The sequence below is a fragment of the Paenibacillus sp. FSL K6-2441 genome, from assembly GCF_037964765.1.
Classification (GTDB): Bacteria; Bacillota; Bacilli; order Paenibacillales; family Paenibacillaceae; genus Fontibacillus; species Fontibacillus phoenicis.
This window is the reverse complement of the sequence record NZ_CP150174.1, coordinates 2,485,598-2,510,418: the sequence shown is the minus strand read 5'-3', so window position 1 is coordinate 2,510,418 and position 24,821 is coordinate 2,485,598. Positions and strand designations below refer to the sequence as shown.

27 protein-coding genes, 1 pseudogene and 1 other annotated feature are annotated in these 24,821 nt (G+C 48.4%); of the genes and pseudogenes, 19 read left to right on the top strand and 9 right to left on the bottom strand.

The features are described 5' to 3' along the window. The first annotated feature begins 89 nt into the window (after positions 1-89). Both NSQ80_RS11390 and NSQ80_RS11385 read left to right on the top strand, forming a co-directional pair. Positions 90-1,298: a multidrug efflux MFS transporter gene (locus NSQ80_RS11390; RefSeq protein WP_260070783.1), complete on the top strand. Its 1,209-nt coding sequence runs from the start codon at positions 90-92 to the stop codon at positions 1,296-1,298. A 33-nt stretch (positions 1,299-1,331) separates the two neighbouring features. Beyond that, positions 1,332-1,928 (top strand): hydrolase, encoded by a 597-nt coding sequence (locus NSQ80_RS11385; protein WP_260070795.1) that lies wholly within the window; start codon positions 1,332-1,334, stop codon positions 1,926-1,928. A gap of 68 nt (positions 1,929-1,996) precedes the next feature. Here NSQ80_RS11385 and NSQ80_RS11380 read toward each other — a convergent pair whose 3' ends face one another. Then, on the bottom strand, positions 1,997-2,209 hold the full coding sequence (locus NSQ80_RS11380) for a hypothetical protein (protein WP_260070784.1): 213 nt from the start codon (positions 2,207-2,209) through the stop codon (positions 1,997-1,999). 71 nt (positions 2,210-2,280) lie between these two features. Then, positions 2,281-2,545: a binding site (T-box leader), on the top strand. Between the two features lie 79 nt (positions 2,546-2,624). On the opposite strand from NSQ80_RS11380, the gene asd reads away from it, so the two are divergent. Both asd and NSQ80_RS11370 read left to right on the top strand, forming a co-directional pair. Further along, a complete protein-coding gene (gene asd, locus NSQ80_RS11375; protein ID WP_009225998.1) occupies positions 2,625-3,710 on the top strand; it encodes an aspartate-semialdehyde dehydrogenase in 1,086 nt (361 codons plus the stop codon). Between the two features lie 31 nt (positions 3,711-3,741). Then, positions 3,742-4,200 (top strand): GNAT family N-acetyltransferase, encoded by a 459-nt coding sequence (locus tag NSQ80_RS11370; protein ID WP_260070785.1) that lies wholly within the window; start codon positions 3,742-3,744, stop codon positions 4,198-4,200. Between the two features lie 85 nt (positions 4,201-4,285). Here NSQ80_RS11370 and NSQ80_RS11365 read toward each other — a convergent pair whose 3' ends face one another. Further along, the gene (locus tag NSQ80_RS11365; RefSeq protein ID WP_323076624.1) at positions 4,286-4,597 is read right to left on the bottom strand and encodes a YbjQ family protein; all 312 of its coding nucleotides are present in this window, start codon (positions 4,595-4,597) and stop codon (positions 4,286-4,288) included. A gap of 99 nt (positions 4,598-4,696) precedes the next feature. Between NSQ80_RS11365 and NSQ80_RS11360 the strand changes: the two genes are divergently transcribed. Both NSQ80_RS11360 and sstT read left to right on the top strand, forming a co-directional pair. After that, positions 4,697-5,836 carry an FAD-binding oxidoreductase gene (locus tag NSQ80_RS11360; protein WP_009226001.1) on the top strand — a complete coding sequence of 380 codons (1,140 nt, stop codon included), beginning with the start codon at positions 4,697-4,699 and terminating at the stop codon, positions 5,834-5,836. A gap of 103 nt (positions 5,837-5,939) precedes the next feature. After that, on the top strand, positions 5,940-7,181 hold the full coding sequence (sstT, locus tag NSQ80_RS11355; RefSeq protein WP_009226002.1) for a serine/threonine transporter SstT: 1,242 nt from the start codon (positions 5,940-5,942) through the stop codon (positions 7,179-7,181). 52 nt (positions 7,182-7,233) lie between these two features. Here the strand turns inward: sstT and NSQ80_RS11350 are convergent, their stop codons facing one another. The 3 genes from NSQ80_RS11350 to NSQ80_RS11340 all read right to left on the bottom strand — a co-directional run bounded on the left by NSQ80_RS11350 (position 7,234) and on the right by NSQ80_RS11340 (position 9,668). Then, entirely contained in the window at positions 7,234-7,959 is a 726-nt protein-coding gene (locus NSQ80_RS11350) for a type II toxin-antitoxin system prevent-host-death family antitoxin (RefSeq protein WP_339299069.1), read from the bottom strand. 79 nt (positions 7,960-8,038) lie between these two features. Beyond that, entirely contained in the window at positions 8,039-8,596 is a 558-nt protein-coding gene (locus NSQ80_RS11345) for an NADPH-dependent FMN reductase (RefSeq protein ID WP_009226004.1), read from the bottom strand. Between the two features lies 1 nt (position 8,597). Then, positions 8,598-9,668, bottom strand: coding sequence for an LLM class flavin-dependent oxidoreductase (locus tag NSQ80_RS11340; RefSeq protein ID WP_260070788.1), 1,071 nt, complete (start codon positions 9,666-9,668; stop codon positions 8,598-8,600). A 131-nt stretch (positions 9,669-9,799) separates the two neighbouring features. On the opposite strand from NSQ80_RS11340, the gene NSQ80_RS11335 reads away from it, so the two are divergent. Next, the gene (locus tag NSQ80_RS11335) at positions 9,800-10,153 is read left to right on the top strand and encodes a helix-turn-helix domain-containing protein (RefSeq protein ID WP_009226006.1); all 354 of its coding nucleotides are present in this window, start codon (positions 9,800-9,802) and stop codon (positions 10,151-10,153) included. Between the two features lie 61 nt (positions 10,154-10,214). On the opposite strand, the gene NSQ80_RS11330 is transcribed toward NSQ80_RS11335, so the two are convergent. Then, complete coding sequence (locus NSQ80_RS11330; RefSeq protein WP_260070789.1) at positions 10,215-12,374, bottom strand: alpha-amylase family glycosyl hydrolase; 2,160 nt, start codon at positions 12,372-12,374, stop codon at positions 10,215-10,217. Positions 12,375-12,847: 473 nt separating this feature from the next. Between NSQ80_RS11330 and NSQ80_RS11325 the strand changes: the two genes are divergently transcribed. Next, positions 12,848-14,419 carry a glycosyl hydrolase family 18 protein gene (locus tag NSQ80_RS11325; RefSeq protein WP_339299064.1) on the top strand — a complete coding sequence of 524 codons (1,572 nt, stop codon included), beginning with the start codon at positions 12,848-12,850 and terminating at the stop codon, positions 14,417-14,419. A 27-nt stretch (positions 14,420-14,446) separates the two neighbouring features. Here NSQ80_RS11325 and NSQ80_RS11320 read toward each other — a convergent pair whose 3' ends face one another. After that, positions 14,447-14,950, bottom strand: a complete 504-nt coding sequence (locus NSQ80_RS11320; protein ID WP_339299063.1) for a GNAT family N-acetyltransferase — start codon at positions 14,948-14,950, stop codon at positions 14,447-14,449. Positions 14,951-15,048: 98 nt separating this feature from the next. Continuing rightward, entirely contained in the window at positions 15,049-15,267 is a 219-nt protein-coding gene (locus NSQ80_RS11315) for a helix-turn-helix transcriptional regulator (protein ID WP_009226010.1), read from the bottom strand. A gap of 142 nt (positions 15,268-15,409) precedes the next feature. On the opposite strand from NSQ80_RS11315, the gene NSQ80_RS11310 reads away from it, so the two are divergent. Further along, the gene (locus tag NSQ80_RS11310; protein ID WP_339299059.1) at positions 15,410-15,691 is read left to right on the top strand and encodes a DUF6809 family protein; all 282 of its coding nucleotides are present in this window, start codon (positions 15,410-15,412) and stop codon (positions 15,689-15,691) included. A 241-nt stretch (positions 15,692-15,932) separates the two neighbouring features. After that, complete coding sequence (locus NSQ80_RS11305; protein WP_339299057.1) at positions 15,933-16,775, top strand: hypothetical protein; 843 nt, start codon at positions 15,933-15,935, stop codon at positions 16,773-16,775. 291 nt (positions 16,776-17,066) lie between these two features. Here NSQ80_RS11305 and NSQ80_RS11300 read toward each other — a convergent pair whose 3' ends face one another. Beyond that, positions 17,067-17,300 (bottom strand): hypothetical protein, encoded by a 234-nt coding sequence (locus NSQ80_RS11300; protein WP_339299055.1) that lies wholly within the window; start codon positions 17,298-17,300, stop codon positions 17,067-17,069. A 464-nt stretch (positions 17,301-17,764) separates the two neighbouring features. Between NSQ80_RS11300 and NSQ80_RS11295 the strand changes: the two genes are divergently transcribed. From NSQ80_RS11295 to NSQ80_RS11255, 9 genes and pseudogenes are all read left to right on the top strand, one after another. Continuing rightward, the gene (locus NSQ80_RS11295) at positions 17,765-18,010 is read left to right on the top strand and encodes a hypothetical protein (protein WP_339299053.1); all 246 of its coding nucleotides are present in this window, start codon (positions 17,765-17,767) and stop codon (positions 18,008-18,010) included. Beyond that, positions 18,007-18,384 carry a retropepsin-like aspartic protease gene (locus tag NSQ80_RS11290; RefSeq protein ID WP_127576059.1) on the top strand — a complete coding sequence of 126 codons (378 nt, stop codon included), beginning with the start codon at positions 18,007-18,009 and terminating at the stop codon, positions 18,382-18,384. Before NSQ80_RS11295 ends, NSQ80_RS11290 begins: the two co-directional genes overlap by 4 nt. A gap of 114 nt (positions 18,385-18,498) precedes the next feature. Next, a pseudogene (locus tag NSQ80_RS11285) lies at positions 18,499-18,597 on the top strand (TetR/AcrR family transcriptional regulator); the annotation flags it as partial. 344 nt (positions 18,598-18,941) lie between these two features. After that, positions 18,942-19,694, top strand: coding sequence for a sugar phosphate isomerase/epimerase (locus tag NSQ80_RS11280; protein ID WP_009226547.1), 753 nt, complete (start codon positions 18,942-18,944; stop codon positions 19,692-19,694). Positions 19,695-19,875: 181 nt separating this feature from the next. Continuing rightward, positions 19,876-20,742: an AraC family transcriptional regulator gene (locus NSQ80_RS11275; protein ID WP_009226548.1), complete on the top strand. Its 867-nt coding sequence runs from the start codon at positions 19,876-19,878 to the stop codon at positions 20,740-20,742. A gap of 162 nt (positions 20,743-20,904) precedes the next feature. Beyond that, the gene (locus NSQ80_RS11270) at positions 20,905-21,978 is read left to right on the top strand and encodes a Gfo/Idh/MocA family oxidoreductase (protein WP_009226549.1); all 1,074 of its coding nucleotides are present in this window, start codon (positions 20,905-20,907) and stop codon (positions 21,976-21,978) included. Between the two features lie 18 nt (positions 21,979-21,996). Beyond that, positions 21,997-22,707 (top strand): trehalose utilization protein ThuA, encoded by a 711-nt coding sequence (locus NSQ80_RS11265; protein ID WP_009226550.1) that lies wholly within the window; start codon positions 21,997-21,999, stop codon positions 22,705-22,707. Between the two features lie 25 nt (positions 22,708-22,732). Continuing rightward, positions 22,733-23,701, top strand: a complete 969-nt coding sequence (locus NSQ80_RS11260; RefSeq protein ID WP_085170310.1) for a sugar phosphate isomerase/epimerase — start codon at positions 22,733-22,735, stop codon at positions 23,699-23,701. Positions 23,702-23,714: 13 nt separating this feature from the next. Beyond that, positions 23,715-24,752: a Gfo/Idh/MocA family oxidoreductase gene (locus NSQ80_RS11255; protein ID WP_009226552.1), complete on the top strand. Its 1,038-nt coding sequence runs from the start codon at positions 23,715-23,717 to the stop codon at positions 24,750-24,752. Positions 24,753-24,821 lie beyond the last annotated feature (69 nt).

Sequence of the window (24,821 nt, the reverse complement as noted above, 5' to 3'; positions counted from 1 at the left end):
GCGTTAATATTGTCCTGCAAGAATGTTCATCTTATTGTTCATCTGCGCGCGCAGGGAACAGGGGGGTTACAGAAGGAAGGCTTAAGGTTATGCCGATTTGGAAAAGAAATTTGATCGTTTGCTGGTTCGGCATGTTTGTGACAGGCGTGGGCATGAGCCAGCTTGCACCAATCCTGCCGCTTTACATCAAGGAGCTGGGAGTGGATCAGGCCGATGCGGTGTCCCGGTATTCGGGACTGGCCTTTGGCATCACGTTTATCGTCTCGGCGATTTTCTCGCCGATTTGGGGGCTTGCGGCTGATAAATTTGGCCGGAAACCGATGCTCTTACGGGCCAGCCTGGGGATGGCGATTATCATTGGGTGCATGGGGTTTGTCACCAATGTCCACATGCTGATCGCCCTTCGGTTCCTGCAAGGCATCATTACCGGCTACAGCACCGCTTGCACGACGCTGATTGCGACGCAAACGGACAAGGAGCACGCCGGCTGGGCACTAGGGCTCTTGTCTACGTCCAATATCGCCGGCTCGCTGCTAGGTCCAACGATCGGTGGATTTATCGCTGAACACGCCGGGCTTCAAGAGACCTTTTTCTTAACTGGCGGACTGATGCTGATCGCCTTCATCATGACGCTGTTGTTCGTGAAAGAGACGTTTGTGCGTTCGGAAGTGAAGGTGGCGGGCATGAAGGAAGTATGGGGCGCGCTTCCGGAAAAAAGCTTGACGGTGACGCTGTTCGCCACGTTCTTTATGCTGAGTGTCGCCATGTATTCGGTGGAGCCGGTCCTTACCGTGTACGTGAATGAAATCTCCCGTAACAGCAGCCATGTGGCGATGTTGGCCGGTATGATTTTCTCGGCATCCGGGTTGGCTAATATTTGGGCAGCGCCAAAGCTAGGGAAGCTGTCCGACCGGATTGGCGCTCATAAAGTGATGCTGGCAGCGCTCTTGGTCTCGGGGATCTTGTTTGTCCCGCAGGCGATGGCACGCAATCCCTGGGAGTTGATGGGGCTTCGGTTCCTGCTGGGAGCTGCTGCAGGGGGACTCAATCCCTCGGTGAACACCCTCATTAAGAAAATTACCCCGGAGCATCTAACCGGCCGGGTATTTGGATTAAGTATGGCGGCTGGCTACTTGGGAGTATTCGCCGGTTCGGTGCTGGGCGGTCAAGTTGCGGCTTGGTTTGGCATCCCGTATGTCTTCCTGCTGACCAGCGTGTTGCTCCTGATTAACGCAGCTTGGGTATATGCAAAGGTGTATAAAAAGCTGCGGGAGCCCAGCCATTCGGCAGCTCTGTAAAGTATACAAGAGAAGGGAAGTTCAGCAGAAATGATGGAAATGATCCAACCCGAAACGAACACGATGATCCTTGCGGAAAAAACCGCACTCGTGCTTATCGATTTGCAGCAAGGGATTTGCCATCCGTCCCGACAAAGTGCGCCGTACGACAGTGCGGAAGTCGTAAGAAACGCGAGCCGGTTGGCCCAGGCATTTGCCGAAGAAGGCGGATTTGTGGTGCTTGTCCGCGTATCTACGTTGGATGGCAAGGATATGCTCAAGCCTGATACCGACGGTCATCTCAGTCCAGGCGCTTACCCTGAAGGTTGGGATGAAATCGTGCCAGAACTGGCCAATATTCAAGGGACCCATGTCGTGACGAAACGCCAATGGGGTGCTTTTTACGGCACAGATCTGGATCTGCAGCTGCGGCGGCGGGGCATCGATACGATCGTGCTCTGCGGCATCTCCACCTCCATCGGGGTGGACACGACCGCGCGCGAAGCGTTTCAGCATGGGTACCATCAAATCTTCGTCGAGGATGCCATGACGGCATCAACAAAAGAGGAGCATGACTACGTCTGCCGCTATATCTTCCCACGCATCGGCAAGATTCGGTCTACGGAAGAGGTATTGGCGGCGCTGCGGTAAATAGAGCCAGGCAATAAAGTAAAGCCTTGAACCCAGCGGTTCAAGGCTCTTTTTGCGTTCAGCGTGCGCTAAAACTGCAGCACAACCATTTGATGACAGGACCACGGCGGCAGGGTGTAATGGACGCGGCCATTTTCCTGATGGAAGGGGAGTTTCATTCCCTGCGGCGCGAGGTAAACCTCACGAACTGGTGCGGGTACGGCTACCGTTACTTCGATGTCGCTGAGGACAGGCAAGTCTTCAATCAGATATTGCGTCATACGGATCGATGAAAAGGACAACTAGGTAAACCTGAAAATTTCTTGAAACCAGTTTACGTTCTGGCAGGAATCTGGTAATATTATCGCAACATGTAAATGCGATGACGAGAAGAGTAAGTAAAGAGAACCTTTCCAGAGAGCTCCGGTACGCTGAGAAGGAGCAAAGCGTGACTTTACTGAAGAAAGCCTCTGAGCAGCACATCGGAACGTGTAAGCGGCGGGATGGTGTGACAGGAGCTCCTGTTATAGAGCTAGGGTATACGCTTGGCAGCGCCAGGCTGTACTTGAAGAGGTTAATATGGCGACATATTAACGAAGCTGGGGTGGTACCGCGAGCATACCAATCTCGCCCCCAAGATGGAAGTCTCGTCTTGGAGGCGGGATTTTTTTATGACGATAATTCCAATACTCACAGGGAAAGGACTGGATGTTAGAAATGGGTCAAAAGTTGAAAGTAGGCATCGTTGGTGGAACAGGAATGGTAGGGCAACGCTTCGTACAGCTGCTGGATCAACATCCTTGGTTTGAGGTTACTGCGATTGCAGCCAGCGCCAATTCCGCAGGCAAAACCTATGAAGAGTCCGTCCAAGGACGTTGGAAAATGGCTACGCCGATGCCTGAAGCCGTGAAATCCATCGTCGTACAGGATGCGGCCAAGGTTGAGGAAGTTACGGCGAACGTGGACTTCGTGTTCTGCGCAGTGGATATGAAGAAGGCGGAAATCCAAGCGTTGGAGGAAGCCTATGCGAAAACCGGCACTCCGGTCATCTCCAATAACTCGGCGCACCGCTGGACACCGGACGTGCCGATGGTGATTCCAGAAGTGAACCCGCAGCATATCGAAGTGATCGCAGCCCAACGCAAACGCCTTGGCACGAACACCGGATTCATTGCTGTGAAGCCAAATTGCTCGATCCAGAGCTATGTGCCGGCGTTAAACGCTTTGCTTGATTTTGAACCGACGACCGTTGTGGCATCGACGTATCAGGCGATTTCCGGGGCAGGTAAGAACTTTACCGATTGGCCGGAAATGCTGGATAACGTGATTCCTTATATCGGCGGCGAGGAAGAGAAGAGCGAGCAGGAGCCGCTACGTATTTGGGGGCATGTGGAGGGCGGACAGATCGTCAAAGCAAGTTCTCCAATTATCACAACTCAGTGCATCCGCGTTCCGGTGACGGACGGTCACTTGGCTACCGTATTCGTATCATTTAAGAAGAAGCCGTCGAAGGAAGAAATCCTGCAGCGCTGGGCGCAATTCAAAGGCCGTCCGCAAGAGCTGGGGCTGCCAAGCGCTCCAAAGCAATTCATCACGTATTTTGAAGAAGAAAATCGTCCACAAACCAAGCTCGATCGCGACATTGAGCAAGGGATGGGGGTTTCCGTCGGACGTCTGCGCGAAGATTCGCTGTACGACTATAAGTTCGTTGGCCTGTCGCACAATACACTGCGCGGAGCCGCAGGCGGTGCGGTGTTGATTGCTGAACTGCTGAAAGCAGAAGGATACATTCAAGCGAAGTAAAGAGAGTTTGTACGGGCAGGGAGGGAGCCGGTTGTTAACCATCAAATTGGATGATTTAAGCGGACCTGAAATCAGAGCATTTATTGGCGAGCATCTAGCGAACATGGCGGAAACCTCTCCACCCGAAAGCATCCACGCGTTAAATATAGACGGATTGAAGCAGCCGGACGTCACGTTCTGGAGCGCTTGGATCGATGGCGAGCTCGCGGGATGCGGTGCACTTAAGGAGCTGAATCGCGAGCACGGTGAGGTCAAATCGATGCGAACCGCTCTGCCGCACCGGGGGAAAGGCGTTGCCAAGCAAGTGCTGGCGCATATTCTTGAAGAAGCCGCGCGGCGCGGTTATCGGCGGATCAGCTTAGAGACGGGTTCGATGGAGGCTTTTGCTCCGGCCCGTAAATTGTACGAAAGCTTTGGGTTTACGTTTTGCGGTCCCTTTGCGGACTATATCGAGGATCCGAACAGCGTATTTATGACTAAATCTTTATAACCAAGATGGACCATCTCAAAAGAAACACAAAAACCCGCATTGTTGCGGGTTTTTGGCTTTTTATCCGAGGATAAACGAGAAAGATTTATAAGACGACGGCGGTTCCGCTGACGGATACCATCAGCATGCCTTCGCGAATGACCTCATAATCGATATCGACACCGATAATGGCGTTTGCGCCGAGACGTGCAGCTTGGTCAGACATTTCTGCAAAGGCGGTGTCTCTGGCTTCCTGAAGCTTGTTCTCGTAAGCTCCGGAACGGCCGCCTACGATATCGGTGATCGAAGCTAGAAAATCGCGAACGACGTTAGCGCCCATGATGACTTCTCCGGTAACGATTCCGAGGTAACGTTTTACCGGCGATCCTTCAATGGATGGGGTGGTGGTCATAATCATATGTGAGTCCTCCTTATTTTTAGAGCCATATTGGTTGTTACGCAGGTATGCCATGATGGTTTCAACTTAAACTATAATGGATGCAAGGGAGGCTATAACGTGAAAAAGATGATTGTAATCGGCTCCGGGATTCTCGGTGCCTCAACAGCATATCAGTTAGCGAAGCTGGGAGCCGAGGTGACGGTCGTTGACCGCGGGATACCGGGACAAGCGACCGACGCTGCGGCCGGAATTATTTGTCCGTGGATCTCGCAACGGCGAAATAAAGCTTGGTATAGCTTGGCCAAATCAGGCGCGCATTATTACGAGTCCCTGATCAAGGAACTGGAGGCGGAAGGAGAGCGCGATACGGGTTATGCTCGCGTGGGAGCACTTCGCCTCCATCGGGAACGCGAAAAGCTTGTTGCCTTGGAGAAGCTGGCGGTGGAGCGTAGACGAGAAGCCCCGGAGATGGGCGAGATTCGATTGCTCGAACCGGACGAAGTGAAGCGGCGGTTCCCGCCGCTGGATGAGGGGTTCTACGCTCTGTATGTGAGCGGTGCCGCCCGCGTCGACGGACGTGCGCTCCGCGAATCGCTCCTGAGGGCAGCGGTTCGGCATGGGGCGGTGTTGGTCCGCGGCGAGGCTTCGCTTTTGCATGACGGCTCGGCCGTGGCTGGCGTGCGTGTTGGCACGGAAGAGATTGGCGCCGATGCGGTTGCCGTTTGCGCCGGGGCATGGGCGCGTCAACTACTCACTCCGCTGGGCTTGGACTTCCAGGTGACTTACCAGAAAGCCCAGATCGTTCATTTGGCGCTGCCAGACGCTGCAACCGAGCGTTGGCCTGTCGTGATGCCGCCGGGAGATCAGTACATCCTGGCGTTCGACGACAGCCGGATCGTGATTGGCGCAACACACGAAAACGATCCGCCCGGCTATGACACCCGCGTGACGGCGGGCGGCTTGCAAGAGGTGATCAACAAGGCGCTGACGGTGGCGCCGGGACTAGCGGACGGCGGCTTTTTGGAAGCGAGAGTTGGGTTTCGTCCGTTCACACCGGGATTTCTCCCGGTCTTCGGAGCGTTGCCTGGATGGAAGGGGATCTATGCGGCTAACGGTCTAGGGTCTTCGGGATTAACGATGGGACCGTATATCGGCGCGCAGCTGGCCCAAATCATGTTAGGACGAGAGACGGAAATCCAATTGGAGAACTACCGTCTTGAGCTGGCCATTGCTCCCGCAACTGCTAACAATCTGTGAAAAGTATTGCACAAATGTTTCCACCAGGAGGACAGATGTCCGTAATGCGTGGTATACTATCGCTATGCATTGATGCGACATCCTAAACATACGGGGGAGAAACATGAAGGCAATCATACTGAAATGGAATGAAATGAGTCTTGTGAAGCGAATTCTTGTAGGCTTGGTGGTGGGGATCCTCCTGGCGTTGATCGTACCACAAGCCAGCGGCATCGCGCTTCTGGGAACGCTGTTCGTATCCGCATTAAAGGCTGTGGCGCCAGTTCTGGTGCTGCTGCTGGTGATGGCCGCGATCGCGAACCATCAAAAAGGGCGGCAAACGAACATGAAGTCGATTCTTGTGTTGTACGGAATCAGTACGTTTTTGGCTGGAGCAAGCGCCGTGGCCGCCTGTTTCCTATTTCCAGTCAGCTTGTCCTTGGCAGGGGCAACCGAAGGCTTAACTCCGCCAGGAGGAATCGTCGAAGTTCTTAAAGGGCTGCTGCTAAATGTGGTGGATAATCCAGTTAATGCCTTGATGAATGCCAATTATATCGGCATTTTGGCTTGGGCGATCCTGCTTGGTTTAGCGTTGAAAGGCGCGGGAGATCAGACCAAAAGCCTGCTCACGCAAGCCTCCGACGCCGTTTCGCAAATCGTCAAGTGGGTAATTCAATTGGCACCGTTCGGGATTCTGGGGCTCGTGTTTGAGTCCATTACGGTAAGCGGACTTGACTCGTTGCTGGATTACGGGAAGCTGTTAGTTGTCTTGGTGGGTTGCATGCTGTTTATCGCGTTGATCGTCAATCCGCTGATCGTCTACATCAATATTCGCCGTAATCCGTATCCGCTCGTGTTCACTTGTTTGAAAGAGAGTGGAATCACGGCGTTCTTCACCCGCAGCTCGGCGGCGAATATCCCTGTGAATATGCGTCTCAGCGAAAAATTGGGACTGAATAAGGATACTTATTCGGTATCCATCCCATTGGGAGCGACGATCAATATGGCGGGTGCGGCGGTTACGATTTCGGTCCTGACGCTGGCGGCCGTCAACACATTAGGCATCCAGGTGGATTTCGGTACGGCGGTGATCCTCAGCGTATTGTCGGCGATCTCCGCAGCTGGCGCTTCCGGTGTGGCCGGCGGTTCGTTGTTGCTGATTCCTCTGGCATGCAGCTTGTTCGGAATTTCGAATGACATCGCGATGCAAGTTGTAGGGGTAGGTTTTATTATCGGGGTCGTGCAGGATTCATGCGAAACGGCGCTGAATTCTTCCTCCGACGTGCTGTTTACAGCTACAGCAGAGTATGCCAAGAAACGCAAGGAAGAGGCGCTTCCGCTGGCAAACACGGCAAGCCTGGATTAAATATCAATAAAGGCTGGCGATGACTCGTCAGCCTTTTTCATGCGCTTTAAATTTACGCAAACAAATCCGGGATCAAGACTTGCAAGCCTGAGTAGAGCTGCGAAGTCACCTGCACATCCCCCGTATTCGAAAATACGGTCATATCCGTAATGTCGCCGTCTGCTAGTGAGTAGACCATCACGATTTTTTTCATCGGATCTACAATCCAGTATTCCTTAACTCCACATACGCTATACAAGTCCAGCTTCTTGATCATGTCCTTACTCCGCGTGGAAGGGGACAACACTTCAACGACCAGTTGGGGAGTTCCCATATATTTACCGTTGGCGTCGATTCGATCTTTATCGCAAATGACCACGAGATCGGGTTGTACGACACAAATGTTATTCTCCTCTTTCTCCAACGTGATATCCAATGGGGAGGTTAGAGGCGTACATGGCTTGCCTTTAAACCAAGTATAAAACGTGCCATGGAGTTCAGTTACGGCTAGTTGATGATTGAAAGAGGGAGAGGCAAGATTATACACGACACCATCGATCAATTCGTAACGTTGTTCCGATGTCTCCGTCAGCTCAAGGAAATCTTGGTAAGATACCCATTCTCCTCCGGCGTGATAGCTCGCTGCTCTCTCCCTCAGTACAGACTCACTTGCTTCGGCGATCGCGTTTAATTTAGCTACGTCCTTCCCGTTTCGTGTAACGATAATTTCCTCGCCAACTTCCGCAAACTTTAAATATTTACCGAAATTGTTCTGCATGTCCGTTGAAGATACCCGCATGATCTTCACCTCGAATTAGCTAATGTTTAGTATTATATTAGCTAATTCAGCGTCGGTAATCAATACAAGTTAGCTATATTTACTCGACATAAGTAACCTCTCGGATTTGTGCATAGGTTTCCGCCAACATCAGGGTATCCTCGGCTAAACGCTCAATCCGGAATTTAACGTCGTCGTTCACAATCTCTTTGCGGTAGAAATCTTGTTCCTCGATAAACACATAGTTCTGCACTAATTGTGCCTTCAAATAAGTTAGTATCGGTTTAAGTTGCTGTTCAGGAACGAGGAAGTGGCGGGAAGAGCCTGCGGTAGCCACGATACTGACCACCTTGTCTTTAAGAGCATATTGCGGAAGCAGATCGAAAATGTTCTTTAGCGTTCCCGGAATCGAAGCCTGGAATATCGGAGTTCCGATGACTAGGACGTCGGTGTCCATGATCGCTCTCGTGATCATTCCAGTATCGCCTTCATAATCCAAGAAGTTACGACCGTCGCTAAATTGAACTTGATACTCAGCCAGATCGATCAGCGTCGTTTCCGTACCGGGGTACTTGTCCGCTATCGTTTTAAGTGTGTAATCAACGGCTGTTCTGGTTTTGGAGCCTACGATGGTGCCTGATAATCCTACGACTTTCATCTTATTTACCTCCTTCGGATTTTTTCGTGTATTTGCGGATGGCTGGCAAGATTTCCGTGCCGATCAGTTCGAGGTTCCGTTTGATCTGATCAAACGGCATACCGCCAAAATCGATTTGGGCGACATAACGCTGATGTCCGAACAATTCATGTTGATACAGGATTTTCTCGATGATCTGTTGAGGGCTGCCGGCATTGATGATGTGATGCGGGTCGCCGCCTTGCATGAAGAGTTGCCGATGGAAGCCTTGTCCATTCGTTTTCTTCATGCCCTCGTTGATGTAAGGATACAGCTCCTGTAGTGCCTGTTGCGAGGTTTCGGCTGCGTAGAAAAAGCCTGCAGTGGCGATGGGCAGCTCGTCCGGGTTGTGTCCCGCCTCTCTGGCGGCTTCCCGATACATATCCACCGTCCGTTTAAAGGCGGAAGCAGGACCACCCAAATGCGCCATTACCATCGGAACGCCGGCGTAACCGGCTTTAATCGCGCTGGCCGGACTTCCCCCAACCGCTCGCCAAATCGGCAGGGAGCCGCTTTGCGGACGAGGGATGATCTTGGCATTTCGTAATGGGGCGCGAAACTCTCCGCTCCAGTTGACGATCTGTTGTTCATTGATCAACCGCAGAAGATCGAATTTCTCTTCGAATAATTCCTCGTAATCGTGAACATCGTAACCTAACAAATCAAATAGTCCAACTCTGGAGGCGCGCCCTGCCACGATTTCTACCCGGCCGCCCGAGATGAGGTCGATCGTGGAAAAATCTTCATACACGCGCACCGGATCCGAAGTGCTAATGATGGTGGAGGTGCTGCCGAGCTTGATTTTGCTCGTGGCTTGAGCAATAGCGGCAAGCACCACTGTGTGCGCTTGGGTTGCGAAATATTCCTGGTGGCTTTCTCCGACACTGAAAAAGTCCAGTCCCGCTTGCTCAGCAAGCTTGGCGTACTCGATGATTTGCCGAATTCGTTCTTGGGCTGAAATTCGTTGTCCATTATTCGGATCGGGCAAATGATCGCCCAAGGTGTATATGCCAAACTCCAGGCCTTTGCTGGGATCAATACGGTATTGGTTCACGAAAATTCACCCCTTGTTTTTTGGTGATGTAGATGTTGTCTATGCACTAATTATAATTTGCTTACGAAAATATAGTAAGTACGCACTTTTTAGTGGTATAGTTACTTATAAGAAACCAAGGAGGTTGTGCTATGGAGAAGATACCTGAGCTTTGTCGCGTCGGTGACGCTTTGGAAATTTTGGTGGGAAAGTGGAAGCCGGTGATTTTGTTGGTGTTACTGCAAGAAGGCACGAAAAGATTCAGCGACTTAAAGCGCAAGCTGCCAGACATTTCACAAAAAATGCTGACTCAGAAGCTGCGTGAATTGGAGGAAGAGGGAATCATCGAACGGATCGTCTATCCCGAGGTTCCGCCCCGTGTAGAGTATTCGATTACGGAGTGTGGAAGAAGTCTGGAGCCGCTTCTAGACGCAATGCACAGTTGGGGGGTAAGCCATGTGCAGCGGAAGGAGGAGAACCATCGGCAGGTAATTGAAGAGAAATAAATGAGCAGATAAAGAACGAGCAGCCAAGGAATGATCCAAGGCTGCTCGTTTTCAATGCTTCTTATGGCTGCCAGTTGACCTCAACCGTGCCGACACCGCTCGTTGGCGTTGTGAAGCTGTGGTTCGCGCCGCCTTCCCAGGTCACGGCTGTCCCGTTCTTTTTAATAAACTTGAACTCCAAGGTTGTTCCGGCTGGCACGCTAACATCGTAGTACCAGGTCGGATACGTCCTGATGATCTGATTAAAGAACGGACCCATCGCTTTGTTCGGATCCCAGTTGCCAAGTTCGGCGATGTTGCCTGTAAGGTAGACATTTTCGCCTAATTGTGTGTTGGCATTGTTGATGATGAAACGGACCGAGACTTGATCCCCTGTCAGCAGGTTAAAGCTGCTGTAGCTGTTGCTGTCTACGGAGGAAGCGCTGCGGACTTTGATGTTATATTGCCCTGGGGTGATTGCCGGAACCGTCACTTGGATCTGGGAATCTTCCCACTGCAAAATCTGGCTGCCGGTGACTGCCGTCGTGCCAAAGAAGACCGTCCCTTTCGTACTGCCAAAGCCTCGGCCATCAATCGTCAGCGTCGTGCCTGCTTTGCCCAGGTCCGTTCCGATATTGCCAATCACCGGTGCGGACTCGTTCGCTGCAAATTGCCATACGGCGACGGCCCCTGCAGGCAGGTTAAAGGCGGAGACGGCTCCCGTGGAACTTACCGTAATACTGCCGCCGTTAAGCAGTCCGCTCAACTCGTCTGCGTAAGTACCGGCCGGAAGGGAGGTCTGCAAGCCGGTGATCGAGGTGGCGTTGGTTGTGCTGCGGTTAATTGCGACTAGCGCTACGCTGCTGCCGAACTTACGCTCGAAGATAAATACATCATTATTGATCCAGCGTTCCTGCGTACTTCCATATGCCAGTGCCGGATTCGATTTGCGAAGCGGTGCCAGCTTGCCGATGACCTGATAGGCGGTGGTTGAAGTTGAAAATCCACTCATAAAACCACGGTTGGCCGGATCCCCGTTACCCGTCATATATTGCTCCGTCCCGTAATAGATGGCCGGAACGCCGCGTGACATCAGCGTGAAGGCCAACGCTTGCTCCAAGCGACGGTCATTATTACCCAGCTTAAAACGATCCATATCATGGTTGTCGATAAACGTGACTTGGTCATGAATATGTTTGTAGTTAGCTGCTGTTGTGGTTAGCATGTTATTTAAACCGTACATATTATCTGAATTGTCGCGGAAGACCTGCCGGACCTTTTGCCCAAATTGGAAGTCGAGCAGACTCATCCCGGATTCATTGGCGAATCGGATGTTGTTCGGATCATTTTCGCCAACGCCAAGGAACCATTCCCCAAAGGTAAACACCGGTTTATACCCTGCGATCGAAGCGACCCAGTTTTTCTGCCAACCCTCCGGCATATGCTTCACCGCATCCACCCGGATGCCATCGATCCCCATATTCAGCCAGAGCTTAATCGCGTCCTTGAAGTAAGTATCCGTTACGTTGTTGTGGTGATTGATGTCGGCCAGATCATAAAGATTCCGATAGATGCCATCCTCGAGCGAGGAGAAATTCGTGCCCTGATTATGATGGAAAATTCCGTTGGTGTCCCCCGTGTACCCAGCGATCAGGTTGCCATTATCGTACAGCCGACCGTTCTCGGCGAAGGAAGGTTGTGTCTCCGAAGCAGGGGAGGTGTGGTTAGGTGCGAAATCAATAATGATCTTGATATTGTGGGCATGTGCCGTGTTGATGAGCTCCTGAAAATCGCTCATGCTGCCAAACGCCGGATTCGTCCGTTTGAAGTCGCGAGCCCAATACCCGTGATAGGATGTGCTGTTGACACCGGAGTAGTCGATGACGCTGTAAATATTTTCGACCGGTTGAGAGATCCATAAAGCGCTTACACCCATTCCGGCAAAATAACCCTCGTTAATCTTGTTAATGATTCCCCGCCAGTCTCCCCCGCAATAAAGCTTCAGATTCGTACAGCCGGGAGAATAGGCCGCGCCGGATGGATTGTTGGAAGGATCTCCATCCGCGAAGCGGTCGGTCACGATTTGATAGATTACATCGGTTGAGAAGCCCTGTTTGTTAAGAACCGACGTATCGGGAGCGGCGCTTACCGTAGGTACGGCGATTGAGGGGATGAGCCATGCTGTAAAGAGACAGGTGGAAGCAAGCAGTGTGATAATAGATTTTTTTAAAAACGGTTTCATAGATCAAACCACCTTTCCAGCTTATTCTACTGTTCTGAACATAGACATCATTTGAACTTCAAGCCAACCGCTGTAGGATCGTTCGGTTCCTCCTTTCCCGCCGCTAAAAAACAAAGAACCCCGCAATCTTCATCTGAAGATTACGGGGTTGTTCCTGATAGGGAGGATCAGGAAAGCAGCGCCCTCAAATTGTGGGATCAACTACCATCCTTATGTCATCATAGATGGCAAAATAAGGATGTAATTTCATATTATATCAAGGCGCCAAAACTGTCAAATCCTAGGTTTTCTCTCTTATTTTCCTCGTTTCGCCGCAATCCTCAAAGTCTTAAGTCTATTCATTCTCAAAATCTATAAAAAATATACAAAATCTAGCAGGAAATATGGATGAATATGTTAAATAAGATATCTATTGCAATCTCACATTTTATGGTATTTGGGAGATTGACGATTCAAGCGAAGGAGGAAGATTTATGGTTCAGGCCAGATTTTTATGGAGGACAAAGATTTGGTTGCTTGCCTTAGCTCTCGTAGTTCCGCTGCTTTCAATCTTAGCGTATGTTGACGGCAAGCAGGTTGGAGCAGCAGGAGAGCGAATACTCGTAGGATATTGGCATAATTTCGATAACGGTTCTACGAATATTCGGCTGCGGGATGTTTCACCGGATTTTGATGTCATTCAGGTTGCGTTCGCTGAACCGATTGGAGGACCCACCAGCGGGAATATGGCATTTACGCCGTATAATGCTTCCGTCAACGACTTCAAGGCGGATATCCGTGAGCTGCAAGGGAAGGGCAAAAAGGTCCTCATTTCCGTGGGCGGCGCCAATGGAACCGTGGACCTGTCTACGGAGCAAGCGCGGCAAACTTTTGTTCAGACGATGAAGAGTATTATCGATACTTACGGTTTTAACGGGCTGGACATTGATCTTGAAGGAAGCTCTTTATCCTTAAACGGGGGAGATGTGGATTTTCGAAATCCGACGACGCCGAGAATCGTGAATTTGATTTCCGCTGTACGTGAAATTTTGAACAGCTATGGTCCGGACTTCATGTTAACCATGGCGCCGGAGACGGCTTATGTTCAGGGCGGTTATGTAGCCTATGGCGGTCCTTGGGGCGCTTATCTGCCGGTCATTTACGCCGTCCGGGATCAACTGGATTATCTCCATGTGCAGCATTATAACTCCGGTCCGATGACCGCTCTAGACGGCAGGACTTACGTTCAAGGTACGGCAGACTTCCAAGTGGCTATGGCTGAAATGTTGCTGCAAGGATTTAATGTCGGCGGTAATGCGAACTATAAGTTCCCGGCTCTTCGCCCGGACCAACTGCTCATCGGCCTTCCGGCGACGCAAGCGGCGGCGGGGGGAGGTTATACGACGCCAGCTAATGTACACAAGGCATTGGATTACCTGATTAAAGGCCAATCGTTTGGCGGAAGCTATACCTTACGTCAACCGCAAGGTTATCCCGGCTTTAAAGGGTTGATGACCTGGTCGATCAACTGGGACAAGGCGGCGAACTTTGAATTTTCTCGGTCTCATCGTGCGTATTTAGACAATTTGGGGACGAACCCAGGGCCAGGTCCAGATCCGGACCCCAATCCAACTCCCGACACAACGCCGCCAACCGCCCCAACTCAGCTTCGGGTCACCGCGGTTACGCCAAACAGTATTACTCTGGAGTGGGCGGCTTCCACTGATAATGTGGGCGTTGTTGGTTATACCATCTCCTATGGTTCCAGCAGCGTGAATGCGACGAATACCACGGCAACCATTAGCGGATTGTCCCCGAACACGACGTATATTTTTACCGTCACAGCGAAAGATGCTGCCGGCAACGTCTCCTCAGGAGCTATTGTCCAAGGGACAACCGCGCCGTCCAGCTCTCCGGGCGAAGCCCAACCTTGGCAACCTTGGGTATCCTATAACGTCAACGACCAAGTATCCTACAACGGCAGCATTTATATCTGCATCCAAGCCCATACATCTCTTCCGGGCTGGGAGCCTTCGAATGTGCCTGCTTTGTGGAAGTTGAAATAAGGGAGCAAGAGAAACCCACGTCTTGGATTAAGGCGTGGGTTTCGTTTTTGGATCTATATCAAGTTTCATTGTCCAGGAGGTTCCGGAGATCCCAAAGTAGGTAAAGCCTAATTTCTGATAGAGTTCCACGGCAGGAGTATTGGTTGGGTCAACGCTTAGGGACAGCGAACGGTATCCGTCAAGCGCTGCTTGCTTGATGATTTCATTCATTAAAATCCTCCCGATTCCCATCCCTCGAAAATCCGGATGTATAGCGATCCCGAGTTCCGGCGTCTCGTTATCGACGTAGCCATACCCTGGATTCGTTTCGTCGAACAGTCTATACCATACCGCCCCCGCAAGTTGATCGTCCTTCACGGCGACGAAAGCTCGGTCTCCTTTTCGCCCCCAACCTTCGTGATACTTCTTCAGATGCGGCGCATTCAATAGCTCATCCTTCGGCGGCTTCCCCTGAGGGATATGAATCGACTCGTAGTGCATATCCGTGAAAAAATCGAATTCCTGGGGTTGTAGCGGTCTGATTGTGATCATGGGTTCACCTCGGGGTGTGGGTTTGGTAATACAGGCTCAAAAATCTCTTGCGTAAGTGCAGCATCAGAGTATTAAAAGCGGTATTCACGAGTACATAGTTATTTTTCATTAGAACGCTTTGAGTTGTTTGTTTGACCCAGAATGTAATCAATACTAACGTTGTAGAAATTGGCTAACTTAATCAATACAGAGCTCGGAACATCCAAGTTCCCGTTTTCGTACCGCGAATAGGTTGCTTGTGAAATGTTTAAATGCTCAGCTAATTGCTGCTGTGTCAAATCTCTATCTACTCTTAAATCCCTTATCCTCTTATACATTCATATATCACCCATGCTAAGTTTACTCTATGCGAAAATTGCATATTGAGATTTATGCATTTTTCGCATAAAATCTATTCATATACCAAATATTTCAAAGGAGATTGATTATAGTAACTTCGCACTTGAAGGGGAGAGAGGTATGAAAAGTATTGTAGAAGAGATATTCTACGGCAACTTGAGACCTGAAGAACGAATTGTTCCTAGAGATCCCGACTATCGACCACTAAATAAAAAGATTTCCGACTTAATGCAAGAGGCTAAAGAAAGTTTTTCGGAGAAAGACTTTGCCACGTTAGAGCAAATCTTAGATTTAAATGGTGAATCTAATTCAATGGTAATAAGGGAAGCTTTTGTCCAGGGCTTTAGGATGGGGACGTTGGTGATGATAGAGGTATTTTGTGAGGAGGGAGGGAAGAGGTAAAAGAGACGATTATTTTCAGGTATAGTAATGTATGTTATCAAATTAATTCACTAGACTTCCGTGTAATATCGGGAGTTTCTTTATTTTCGAGCAAAATATAATTGTTTCGTCATAATCTTCCATTTTGTAGTAGTATGTGATATAGGTAAATTGTGCTAGTACTTTTGTGATTGTTCATCTTTGATGAATTACTAAAAGAAGTGGGAATTTTTCTATTAAAAAAACTAGGAGAGTGATAAAATTGGAACTTTTTCTACCTGATCTTTTGTATTGTGATAAAAAGAAAACGGTTGATTTGTTGAGCGTTATAGTGAATGATCTTGTCACTGAATATACAATTAAACAATCTAATGAAAATAAGAATGAAAACGGACTTGAAGTTAATGTTAACACATCAATTGGTAAAATTGTTGCACGATATAAGGGAGACAACAATAGAAGTGTTGAACGAGAGGGAATTGTTAGGCTACCAACAGCGGCACTATTTACTGATTTATATACAATCCTAAACTCGAAAAATAAAGTCCAAAGATTAACAGGTTTCGATGATGCAATTATTGATCAGTTGCAGATAGGAGAATTTATCGAGATTGATGGGACAGTATCATTATCACCTGTTGAATCAGCATTATCTTCTTTAGTCGACCTAGTAAATCAATTCAAGGGGCTATTCTCAGAACAGGCAGGGACTGAACAAGTGACGCTACTTGCAAACTTATTGAAACCTAAAAATGCAACTGTTATTTTGAAACCATACAATGATGTTTCAACATCCTTTATTGCTTCACTAAATTTAACCGAGGATAACTTATTTGCTGAACACTATGAAATAGAGGGAGAATTTACTATTTTCGGAAGAGTGAGAAAAATTACGCCTGAACCAGGAAAGGTTGAGTTGATCAAATTCTTGCCAGGTAAACTTCGAATGAAAGAGGACGATATGTTAAAGTTGTTTTCGGGATTTAATGATATAAGCAATCACGGATTCTCTTTCGGAAACGGCATTGATTTTGATGAAAAATCTTTTTATCTTGATGGCCCTGTCATTGAAATTAGTCCGATTGCAGTCTATCAAAACTCCTGAGGTTTCACTTGTTAAAGAGAATTTGCATATGTATATCAGAAATCAGGAACTTCATGTAGCTTCGTTTATGGAAGATGGTCAGATAACAAACGAACCAGCCTGTGATAAGGGCTGCTTCGTTTCATTAAATGAAAATTGTTAGGTCAAATACATCTAATAATTTCAAAGTCTGTTATATACATCGCCACGCGTTGCTATGCTGATGACTACGAGAGAGTAGTTCAATATGAAGAGATAAACGTCGTTTTAGGATCAAGCTTCTTTAGGTATTTATATGCTTTTTTAGATAATTCAATTTTGTAATTCATGCTTAATATCCTCGAATTTTATGGTTTTACCTTCAAGGAATTCTTGTCGTGCCTCTTTAACTGCTTGAATATCTTCATCTGTTAGAGGTTCGTCATCATATGGGATATGATGATCTGCAGGATGAATAAGGCGTCTAACCAAATCAGCTACAAGTGGAATGTCTTGATCAGAAAGTTTATTAATTAATTCATTAAGTTCATTTTTGCTTATAGACATAAGAATCATCTCCTTAAATAAGGATATGGTCACAAACAATGCGTTTAATACATTATATCATACAGAGAATGTTTGATGGTTAAGTTTCAGGCGAACAGCTTTATCGAAAACAAGAGGAAGTGAGAAAAGTGGGTTTATTTTTCGGATCAATATCCAGTTTCAATGTCTCGGTGGCAGGAGTAATGTGGGGAAGGAAACAACTGATACCCGGCCGTGCTCCATGTTTGATCGCGGACTCGTAAAATTATGCGAATACTTCATAAAATTCCAATTCACCTTCATTCTTTCGATTAAACTTGTGTTGAGGAAGAGGAGGCGGAGGCGTGGATAACTTCCTACAAGTTATTTGAGGGTAACAATAATTTACTAAGAGATGGTTATTCCGTTTATGTGAATTTATATCTAACCGACATGTCCATCTTGTTTATGATACAATTAAGAAAAATTATTGGAGGAATTAACTTATGAAATGGGATGAAGTTAGAGCCATTTATCCAAATCAATTTGTTAAATTCGAAGTTCTCCAATTCAATAAAATTGACGATAAAGAAGTTGTTTCTGAAGTAGCTGTAATTGGACCTGTTCGTGACGAAGATGCTACTGATGAACTACTAAATAGCAAGGACAATACTTTGGTTTATCATACATCCAATGACAAGATTATTGTAAGGATTAGAAAAAGTATTGGGTTAAGGAGCAAGATAAAATGAAATTTGAATATCGAGATGGATTGCTCTTTACGACAATTTTACTTTCTTATGAAGGCCGCTCAAAGACGATTGATAATATCGTGATTGACACGGGAGCGAGTCACACATTAATTTCACAGGATGCTGTTGATGATTTAGGCATTCGAGTGCAGGCTGGGGATGAGATATATACCAGCTATGGAATTGGTGGAAAAGAGCATTCTTATGTTAAGAAAGTAGACTCCATTCAGATAGCTGAACTTAAAATAGAGAATGCATTCATTGACTTTATGTCGTTTCCATACGAGCACATTAATGGATTACTAGGACTTGATATATTAATGGAAGGAAAATTCAAAATTGACCTAAACACCTTAGAACTTCGTCTGCAATAAAGATGGAAGTTTTTTTGTTTTTGACGGTCGTCGGAACAATAGTATTCATTAATCGATCATTCTTTATTAATCATTCTCAAACTTGTATGATGAAGAAGAAAGGAGGAGCTTAGAATGGAGCGACCAAGGGAATTTGATCAGGAGACCGCACTGCAGCAAGCGATGGAATTGTTCTGGGAGAAAGGATTTGAGCGAACCTCCATTCAGGATTTGGTCGATCGGACTGCAAATGTAAAAGCACCAAAAGCAAGTCCTGCGGATATTGCGAAGATTGCCATCGACGGTGTTGAAGCAGACAACTACGAAATTGTCGCCGATGAATTTAGCCGTAACGTGCAACGTGACTTTGCTGGCGGCGTACATGCTTTGTATCCCCAATTGTTCCAACAAAATTAATAGAAGGAAGTCATTATCTACCGGCTGCAACAAGGATTTCTTGTTGTGGCCTTTTATCATGTCGGTTATGAAAGCGCATTATTCAGGAGCTTTTCGGAAGAAAGCGGGAAGAATGTGGGAGGTGATTTCGCTATAATGGACTCGTGAAAGGAGGAGGTTCGATGAAACCCCAAATTGCCTTGCAATTATGGAGTATTCAGGATGCATGTAAAGCGGACTTTTATGGAGCGCTCAAAAAAGTAAAAGAAAGCGGTTATGACGGCGTTGAATTTGCCGGTTATCATGGGAAAAGTGCTGCTGAAGTCAAAGGTTACTTAGAGGAACTGGGATTGCAGGTCGCGGCTTCGCATCTTTCTTTTGAGGCTTTGGAACGGGATTTCGAGGGGACGTTGGCCTTCGAGAAGGAAATTGGAAATTCTCGGATTGTGATCCCCTATGCGAGCTTCCAGACCTTAGAAGCTTGGCACACCTTCATTGCGAAGATGGAGGAGGTCGCGAAAAAGGCTGCAGCTGGAGGCTTCGAATTTTATTACCATAATCATGCGAACGAATTCACGGAGATCCCTGGCGTAGATATTCTTGCTGAAATGGTGCAACGTACCGAACAGATCGACCTGGAAGTGGATCTATACTGGTTGGCGGATGCCGGCTTGGACGCATTTTCTTGGCTAGAGACGCATAAAGATCGGATTGGTCTTTTTCATATGAAAGATATGCAGGATTCTCCTCGGGAAAGCACGGAAATTGGTTCCGGTGTCCTGCCGATGAAGGAGTTCGTCCAATTCGCCAAGGAGAATGAAATCCCTTGGTTAATTGTGGAGCAAGAGGAGTTTCAGAACTATCCGCCGTTAGAAGCTACTGCGATTGATTGCCAGCGTCTTCGGGCGATGGTAGATGAGGTTCATTCAGAATAATAGAGGAAGAACCAGCAACCCACCCGAAGCATATAGCGAAAGGTGGGTTTTTCATGGACTTCTCTAACAAGAAGTGTAAAAAGACAAGATAGATTCCCACCTCGGGTTGTCCGGATCAGGGAAGCCCCTTATAATCATACTGAACACGACAAAATCCAACGTACAGGGAGTCATCAGGGTTATGAGCGAGTACTTGGAAATCCCGGAGTTTCAGGATTCCATTTTGTTTCGAACGTTCCTAAATGACGGAATGACGATTGTCTATCCGCATTGGCATAAAGAAATTGAAATCATCTATTCCCGCAAAGGCAAGGTGAACATCGGCGTTCGGGAAGAGATCGTCCAGTTGGAGGAAGGGGAGATCTTCTTTTTCCCTAGCGGGGAGGCTCATTATTTCTTGGCTTCGCCAGAGAGTGAACGGTATGTCTATCAGTTTAATCTGAAACTGTTTGATGAGAGAACCCTGCGCATTTCAGAGGACTCCTTATTAAATCTCTTTGAAACCGGCGAGCCGCTTAGCCGCAACTGGCCGCAGGGGTTAGCCCAGAAGGCGACGGAGCTGTTAATTCATTTATATGAAGTCGAACAGACGAAACCGATGGGCATGAATTATTTGACCCTCGGATATCTGTACCAATTAATCGGCGAGTTTTATTTGCATTTGCCAAGACGCCAAACTTCGAACTTGCCCAGCAAGCGATCCACGATTCAGCACAAAGAAACCTTGGATTTGCTGAATCAAGTCTTTGAATATGTGGAAAATCGTTATCGGGAAGTGATTACCCTAGAAGACGTGGCGAAATTCGTGGGCTTTAGTCCGTACTATTTCACTCGATTCTTTAAGGCGAATACCGGGCAGACGTTCATGCAGTTCCTGACGGAGTATCGGATCAATCAAGCAAAGTTTATTTTGGCCAACGAAAATATCCCTATGGCGGAAGTCGCCGATAAAGCCGGCTTCGCCAGCGTCAAAACGTTCCATCATGTGTTTAAAGATGAGGTTGGACAATCGCCGCTGCAGTATCGCAAAAATCTAATAGAGTCTTAAAGATCAAGGGCTTTTACGAGTTTATTCTCGGTAGAAGCCCTTGTTTGTTTTTTGAACCGGAGGGCAATATTCGGGAGTATCATGCGAGGAAATTGGGAAGAAAGCAGTTATAAATTTGGCTATAATGAATTCGACAATAGAAACGCTTTCAGGAGGGATAAGATGAAACTAAAAGTTGGTATTATCGGATGCGGTGGGATTGCAAACGGCAAGCATATGCCGGCTCTTTCCGAGGTGAAAGAAGTAGAAATGGTAGCCTTCTGCGATATTGTCGTGGAACGTGCGGAGGAAGCGAAGAAGAAATTTGGTACTGCGGATGCGCAGGTTTTTGATAACTATGAAACGATGTTAGCGAATACCGATTTGGATGTTGTTCATGTATGTACGCCAAACTCCTCGCATGCGGTCATTTCGATTGCAGCGATGGAAGCGGGCTGTCATGTGATGTGCGAGAAACCGATGGCGAAGACGGCTGAAGAAGCTAGAAGCATGGTCGAAGCGTCCAAGCGGACCGGCAAGAAATTAACGATCGGTTATCAGAACCGGTTCCGGACGGATTCGAGATATTTGCACCAAGTTTGTGAAGAGGGCGGTTTGGGTGAAATTTATTTTGCTAAAGCTCATGCGATTCGTCGCCGCGCGGTACCAACTTGGGGCGTATTCCTGGATGAGGAAGCGCAAGGCGGAGGTCCATTGATCGACATCGGTACCCACGCGCTTGACCTGACGCTCTGGATGATGAACAACTACAAGCCGAAGTACGTGGTGGGGAAAACGTATCATAAATTGTCCCAAACGAAAAATGCAGCGAATGCATGGGGACCTTGGGATCCGGAAAAATTCACTGTAGAAGACTCCGCATTTGGTTTTGTCGTGATGGAAAACGGGGCCACCATCTTCCTGGAATCCAGCTGGGCGTTAAACAGCCTGGACGTAAAGGAAGCAAAAACGACGCTGTGCGGAACCAAAGCAGGCGCCGATATGAACAATGGCCTGACCATCAACGGGGAAGACCACAGCCTGCTGTATGAGAAGAAGATCGAGCTGCAAACCGGCGGCGTTGCTTTCTACGACGGTGCAGGCGAAAGACCGGAGGTGCTTGAAGCCCAATCCTGGATTCAGGCGATCCTAAATGATACCGAGCCTGTCGTGAAACCGGAAGAAGCCTTGGTGGTTACGGAAATTCTAGAGGCGATTTACAAATCCTCGAAGACCGGCGAGCCGGTATACCTATAAGATCAAGGAGCGATATCCATGATTCAAGTCACCGTATGGAACGAATATCGGCATGAGAAGACCAATAAAGTCGTTCAAGAAGTATATCCGGAAGGGATTCACGGGCAAATTGCAAAGTTTCTCCGTGAGGACCAATTCAAAGTGAAGACGGCAACGTTGGACGAACCAGAGCATGGCTTGACGGAAGAAGTATTAGAGGATACGGATGTCCTGATCTGGTGGGGGCATATGGCCCATGATGAAGTTCAGGATGAAATCGTGGAACGCGTGCATAAGCGGGTGCTGGAAGGTATGGGGCTGGTTGTGCTGCATTCGGCACATTTCTCCAAAATCTTCAAGAGACTCATGGGAACCTCTTGCGACCTGAAATGGCGGGAAGACGGGAAGCATAGCCGCATTTGGAACGTGAACCCGAGCCACCCGATTGCCGAAGGTATCGGCGATTTTATCGAGTTGGAGAAGGAAGAGATGTACGGGGAGCATTTTGATATTCCGGCACCGGACGAGCTGATCTTTGTCAGCTGGTTCCCTGGAGGCGAAGTGTTCCGCAGCGGTTGTACGTTCCGGCGGGGGAACGGGAAGATCTTCTATTTCCAACCTGGCCATGAAACGTATCCGAGCTATTATAACGAGAAAGTGCAGAAGGTCATTAAGAACGGGATCCGCTGGTGCGCTCCAACCCAAAATCTGTATCCCGTTTACGGCCACTATGAAGCACGTGAAAAATAAGGTAAACCATTAGGAGTGAAGAGCGATGAAACTGGGTGTATTTACACCATTGTTTAATCATTTAAGCTTTGAAGAGATGATTGAGGAAGTGGCCAAGAAAGGATTGCAGACGGTTGAAATCGGGACCGGCGGTTATCCGGGCAACGCTCATTTGGATATTGATCAATTGCTGGCCAGCAGCGATGCGAGAAAAGAATATCTCGCCAAATTAGCGGACAAAGGCCTCGAAATTTCTGCGCTTAGCTGCCACAACAATCCGATCTCCCCGATCCCAGAAGTGGCTGCCGAGGCGGACACCTTGCTGCGCAAAACGATTAAACTGGCCAGCTTGCTGAACGTTCCGGTCGTCAACGGATTCTCCGGCGTATCGGGCGGGAAACCGGGGGATACCCAAGTGAACTGGCCGGTCTTGCCTTGGCCAACGGAATACGATGACAACTACAATTACCAATGGGAGCAGAAGCTGATCCCGTATTGGAAGGAGATCAACAAGGAAGCGGAAGCGGCCGGCGTGAAAATCGGGATCGAACTCCATGGCGGCTTCCTGGCTCATACGCCATACACCATGTTGAAATTGCGTGAAGCAACCGGTAAAGCGATCGGCTGTAACCTGGATCCAAGCCATTTGTGGTGGCAAGGAATTGATCCGGTTGCTGCGGTTAAGATCCTTGGGGAGGCTGGTGCGATCCACCACTTCCATGCGAAGGATACGTATCTGGATCAGGATAACATTAATATGTACGGGTTAACGGATATGCAGCCTTACGGCAATGTGAAGACGCGTGCCTGGACGTTCCGTTCGGTAGGCTGCGGCCATGACCTGAAGGTATGGTCGGATATCATCTCCGCATTGCGCGTATATGGATATGATTATGTGCTCAGCATCGAGCATGAAGATCCGATCATGTCGGTGGATGAAGGCCTCACTCGTGCCATTACTAACTTGAAATCCATCATGATCCATGAGCAGCCTTCTGCCATGTGGTGGGCGTAAAGGAGCAAGCAAGATGTCGAAGATCAACTTTGCCGTCATCGGCTATGGCGGGATGGGCTCTTACCATGCCCACAACCTCATTCCGGCAGAAAGCTCTCGCTTTCATGTCGTGGGAACCTATGATATTTCCGGAGAAAGACAGCAAATCTCCAAGGGCAAAGGCCTGCATATCTATGGCAGCCTGGAGGAAGTATTAGCCGATAACAACATCGAAGCGGTCTTAATCGCGACCCCTAATGATTCCCACAAGGAAATTGCGATTCGCTCGATGCGGGCCGGCAAACATGTCGTTTGCGAAAAGCCGGTGGCGATGAATACCGAAGAGTTGGATGACATTTTGGCGGTGGCTGAAGAGACGGGCAAGGTCTTTATGGTTCACCAAAATCGGCGATGGGACCCGGACTTCCTTATCATTCGCCAGTTGTATCAGAACCGGACGATTGGGGAGATTTTTCAAATCGAATCCCGCGTTCAGGGGGCGAACGGCATTCCAGGCGATTGGCGTCATTTGAAAAAGCATGGCGGCGGTATGCTCCTCGATTGGGGAGTCCATCTGCTGGACCAACTGCTGTGGCTGGTCGATAGCCCTGTGCAAAGTGTATTTTCCGATTTGAGCTATATCTTAGGTGATGAAGTCGATGACGGATTTATGTGCTACATTACCTTTGAAAATGGCGTGAAGGCGCTGGTCGAAGTCGGCACCACCAACTATACCAAGCTTCCGCGCTGGTACGTGAAAGGCCTTGAAGGGACGGCGAAGATTAACGACTGGGATTTGTCCGGCGAAATCATCGCAGCTACCGGCCGTGAGGATGTGGCGGCTCCAACCCCAATCCAAGCGGGCGTGGGACTCACCAAGACGATGGCGCCTCCTTCGGAGGAAGCTACGGAGAAATTGGCTTTCCCTGAACCTAAAGCAGATTTCGTACCGTTCTATCAGAACTTCTATGAAGTCGTACGCGAAGGCGCTGAGCCGATCGTGAAGAATCAGGAAGTTCGCAAGGTGATGAAGCTGATGGATGATATTTTACAGTCCTGTCATAAGGGATGACCATATAACAACACTAAAGGCTAGCCGTTCGCGGTTAGCCTTTTGCTGCTTGAATACATCTCGCAAGTT

Bases quoted from the DNA above. Each gene is read 5' to 3' on its own strand.
- NSQ80_RS11290 (WP_127576059.1), top strand. From the start codon at position 18,007: ATGAAATTTGAATATCGAGATGGATTGCTCTTTACGACAATTTTACTT.
- NSQ80_RS11310 (WP_339299059.1), top strand. From the start codon at position 15,410: ATGAAAAGTATTGTAGAAGAGATATTCTACGGCAACTTGAGACCTGAA.
- NSQ80_RS11280 (WP_009226547.1), top strand. From the start codon at position 18,942: ATGAAACCCCAAATTGCCTTGCAATTATGGAGTATTCAGGATGCATGT.
- NSQ80_RS11260 (WP_085170310.1), top strand. From the start codon at position 22,733: ATGAAACTGGGTGTATTTACACCATTGTTTAATCATTTAAGCTTTGAA.
- NSQ80_RS11350 (WP_339299069.1), bottom strand. From the start codon at position 7,959: ATGCGGGTATCTTCAACGGACATGCAGAACAATTTCGGTAAATATTTA.
- NSQ80_RS11385 (WP_260070795.1), top strand. From the start codon at position 1,332: ATGGAAATGATCCAACCCGAAACGAACACGATGATCCTTGCGGAAAAA.
- NSQ80_RS11265 (WP_009226550.1), top strand. From the start codon at position 21,997: ATGATTCAAGTCACCGTATGGAACGAATATCGGCATGAGAAGACCAAT.
- NSQ80_RS11315 (WP_009226010.1), bottom strand. From the start codon at position 15,267: ATGTATAAGAGGATAAGGGATTTAAGAGTAGATAGAGATTTGACACAG.
- NSQ80_RS11330 (WP_260070789.1), bottom strand. From the start codon at position 12,374: ATGAAACCGTTTTTAAAAAAATCTATTATCACACTGCTTGCTTCCACC.
- sstT (WP_009226002.1), top strand. From the start codon at position 5,940: ATGAAGGCAATCATACTGAAATGGAATGAAATGAGTCTTGTGAAGCGA.
- NSQ80_RS11300 (WP_339299055.1), bottom strand. From the start codon at position 17,300: ATGTCTATAAGCAAAAATGAACTTAATGAATTAATTAATAAACTTTCT.
- NSQ80_RS11320 (WP_339299063.1), bottom strand. From the start codon at position 14,950: ATGATCACAATCAGACCGCTACAACCCCAGGAATTCGATTTTTTCACG.
- NSQ80_RS11365 (WP_323076624.1), bottom strand. From the start codon at position 4,597: ATGATTATGACCACCACCCCATCCATTGAAGGATCGCCGGTAAAACGT.
- NSQ80_RS11295 (WP_339299053.1), top strand. From the start codon at position 17,765: ATGAAATGGGATGAAGTTAGAGCCATTTATCCAAATCAATTTGTTAAA.
- NSQ80_RS11345 (WP_009226004.1), bottom strand. From the start codon at position 8,596: ATGAAAGTCGTAGGATTATCAGGCACCATCGTAGGCTCCAAAACCAGA.
- NSQ80_RS11335 (WP_009226006.1), top strand. From the start codon at position 9,800: ATGGAGAAGATACCTGAGCTTTGTCGCGTCGGTGACGCTTTGGAAATT.
- asd (WP_009225998.1), top strand. From the start codon at position 2,625: ATGGGTCAAAAGTTGAAAGTAGGCATCGTTGGTGGAACAGGAATGGTA.
- NSQ80_RS11325 (WP_339299064.1), top strand. From the start codon at position 12,848: ATGGTTCAGGCCAGATTTTTATGGAGGACAAAGATTTGGTTGCTTGCC.
- NSQ80_RS11270 (WP_009226549.1), top strand. From the start codon at position 20,905: ATGAAACTAAAAGTTGGTATTATCGGATGCGGTGGGATTGCAAACGGC.
- NSQ80_RS11255 (WP_009226552.1), top strand. From the start codon at position 23,715: ATGTCGAAGATCAACTTTGCCGTCATCGGCTATGGCGGGATGGGCTCT.
- NSQ80_RS11275 (WP_009226548.1), top strand. From the start codon at position 19,876: ATGAGCGAGTACTTGGAAATCCCGGAGTTTCAGGATTCCATTTTGTTT.
- NSQ80_RS11390 (WP_260070783.1), top strand. From the start codon at position 90: ATGCCGATTTGGAAAAGAAATTTGATCGTTTGCTGGTTCGGCATGTTT.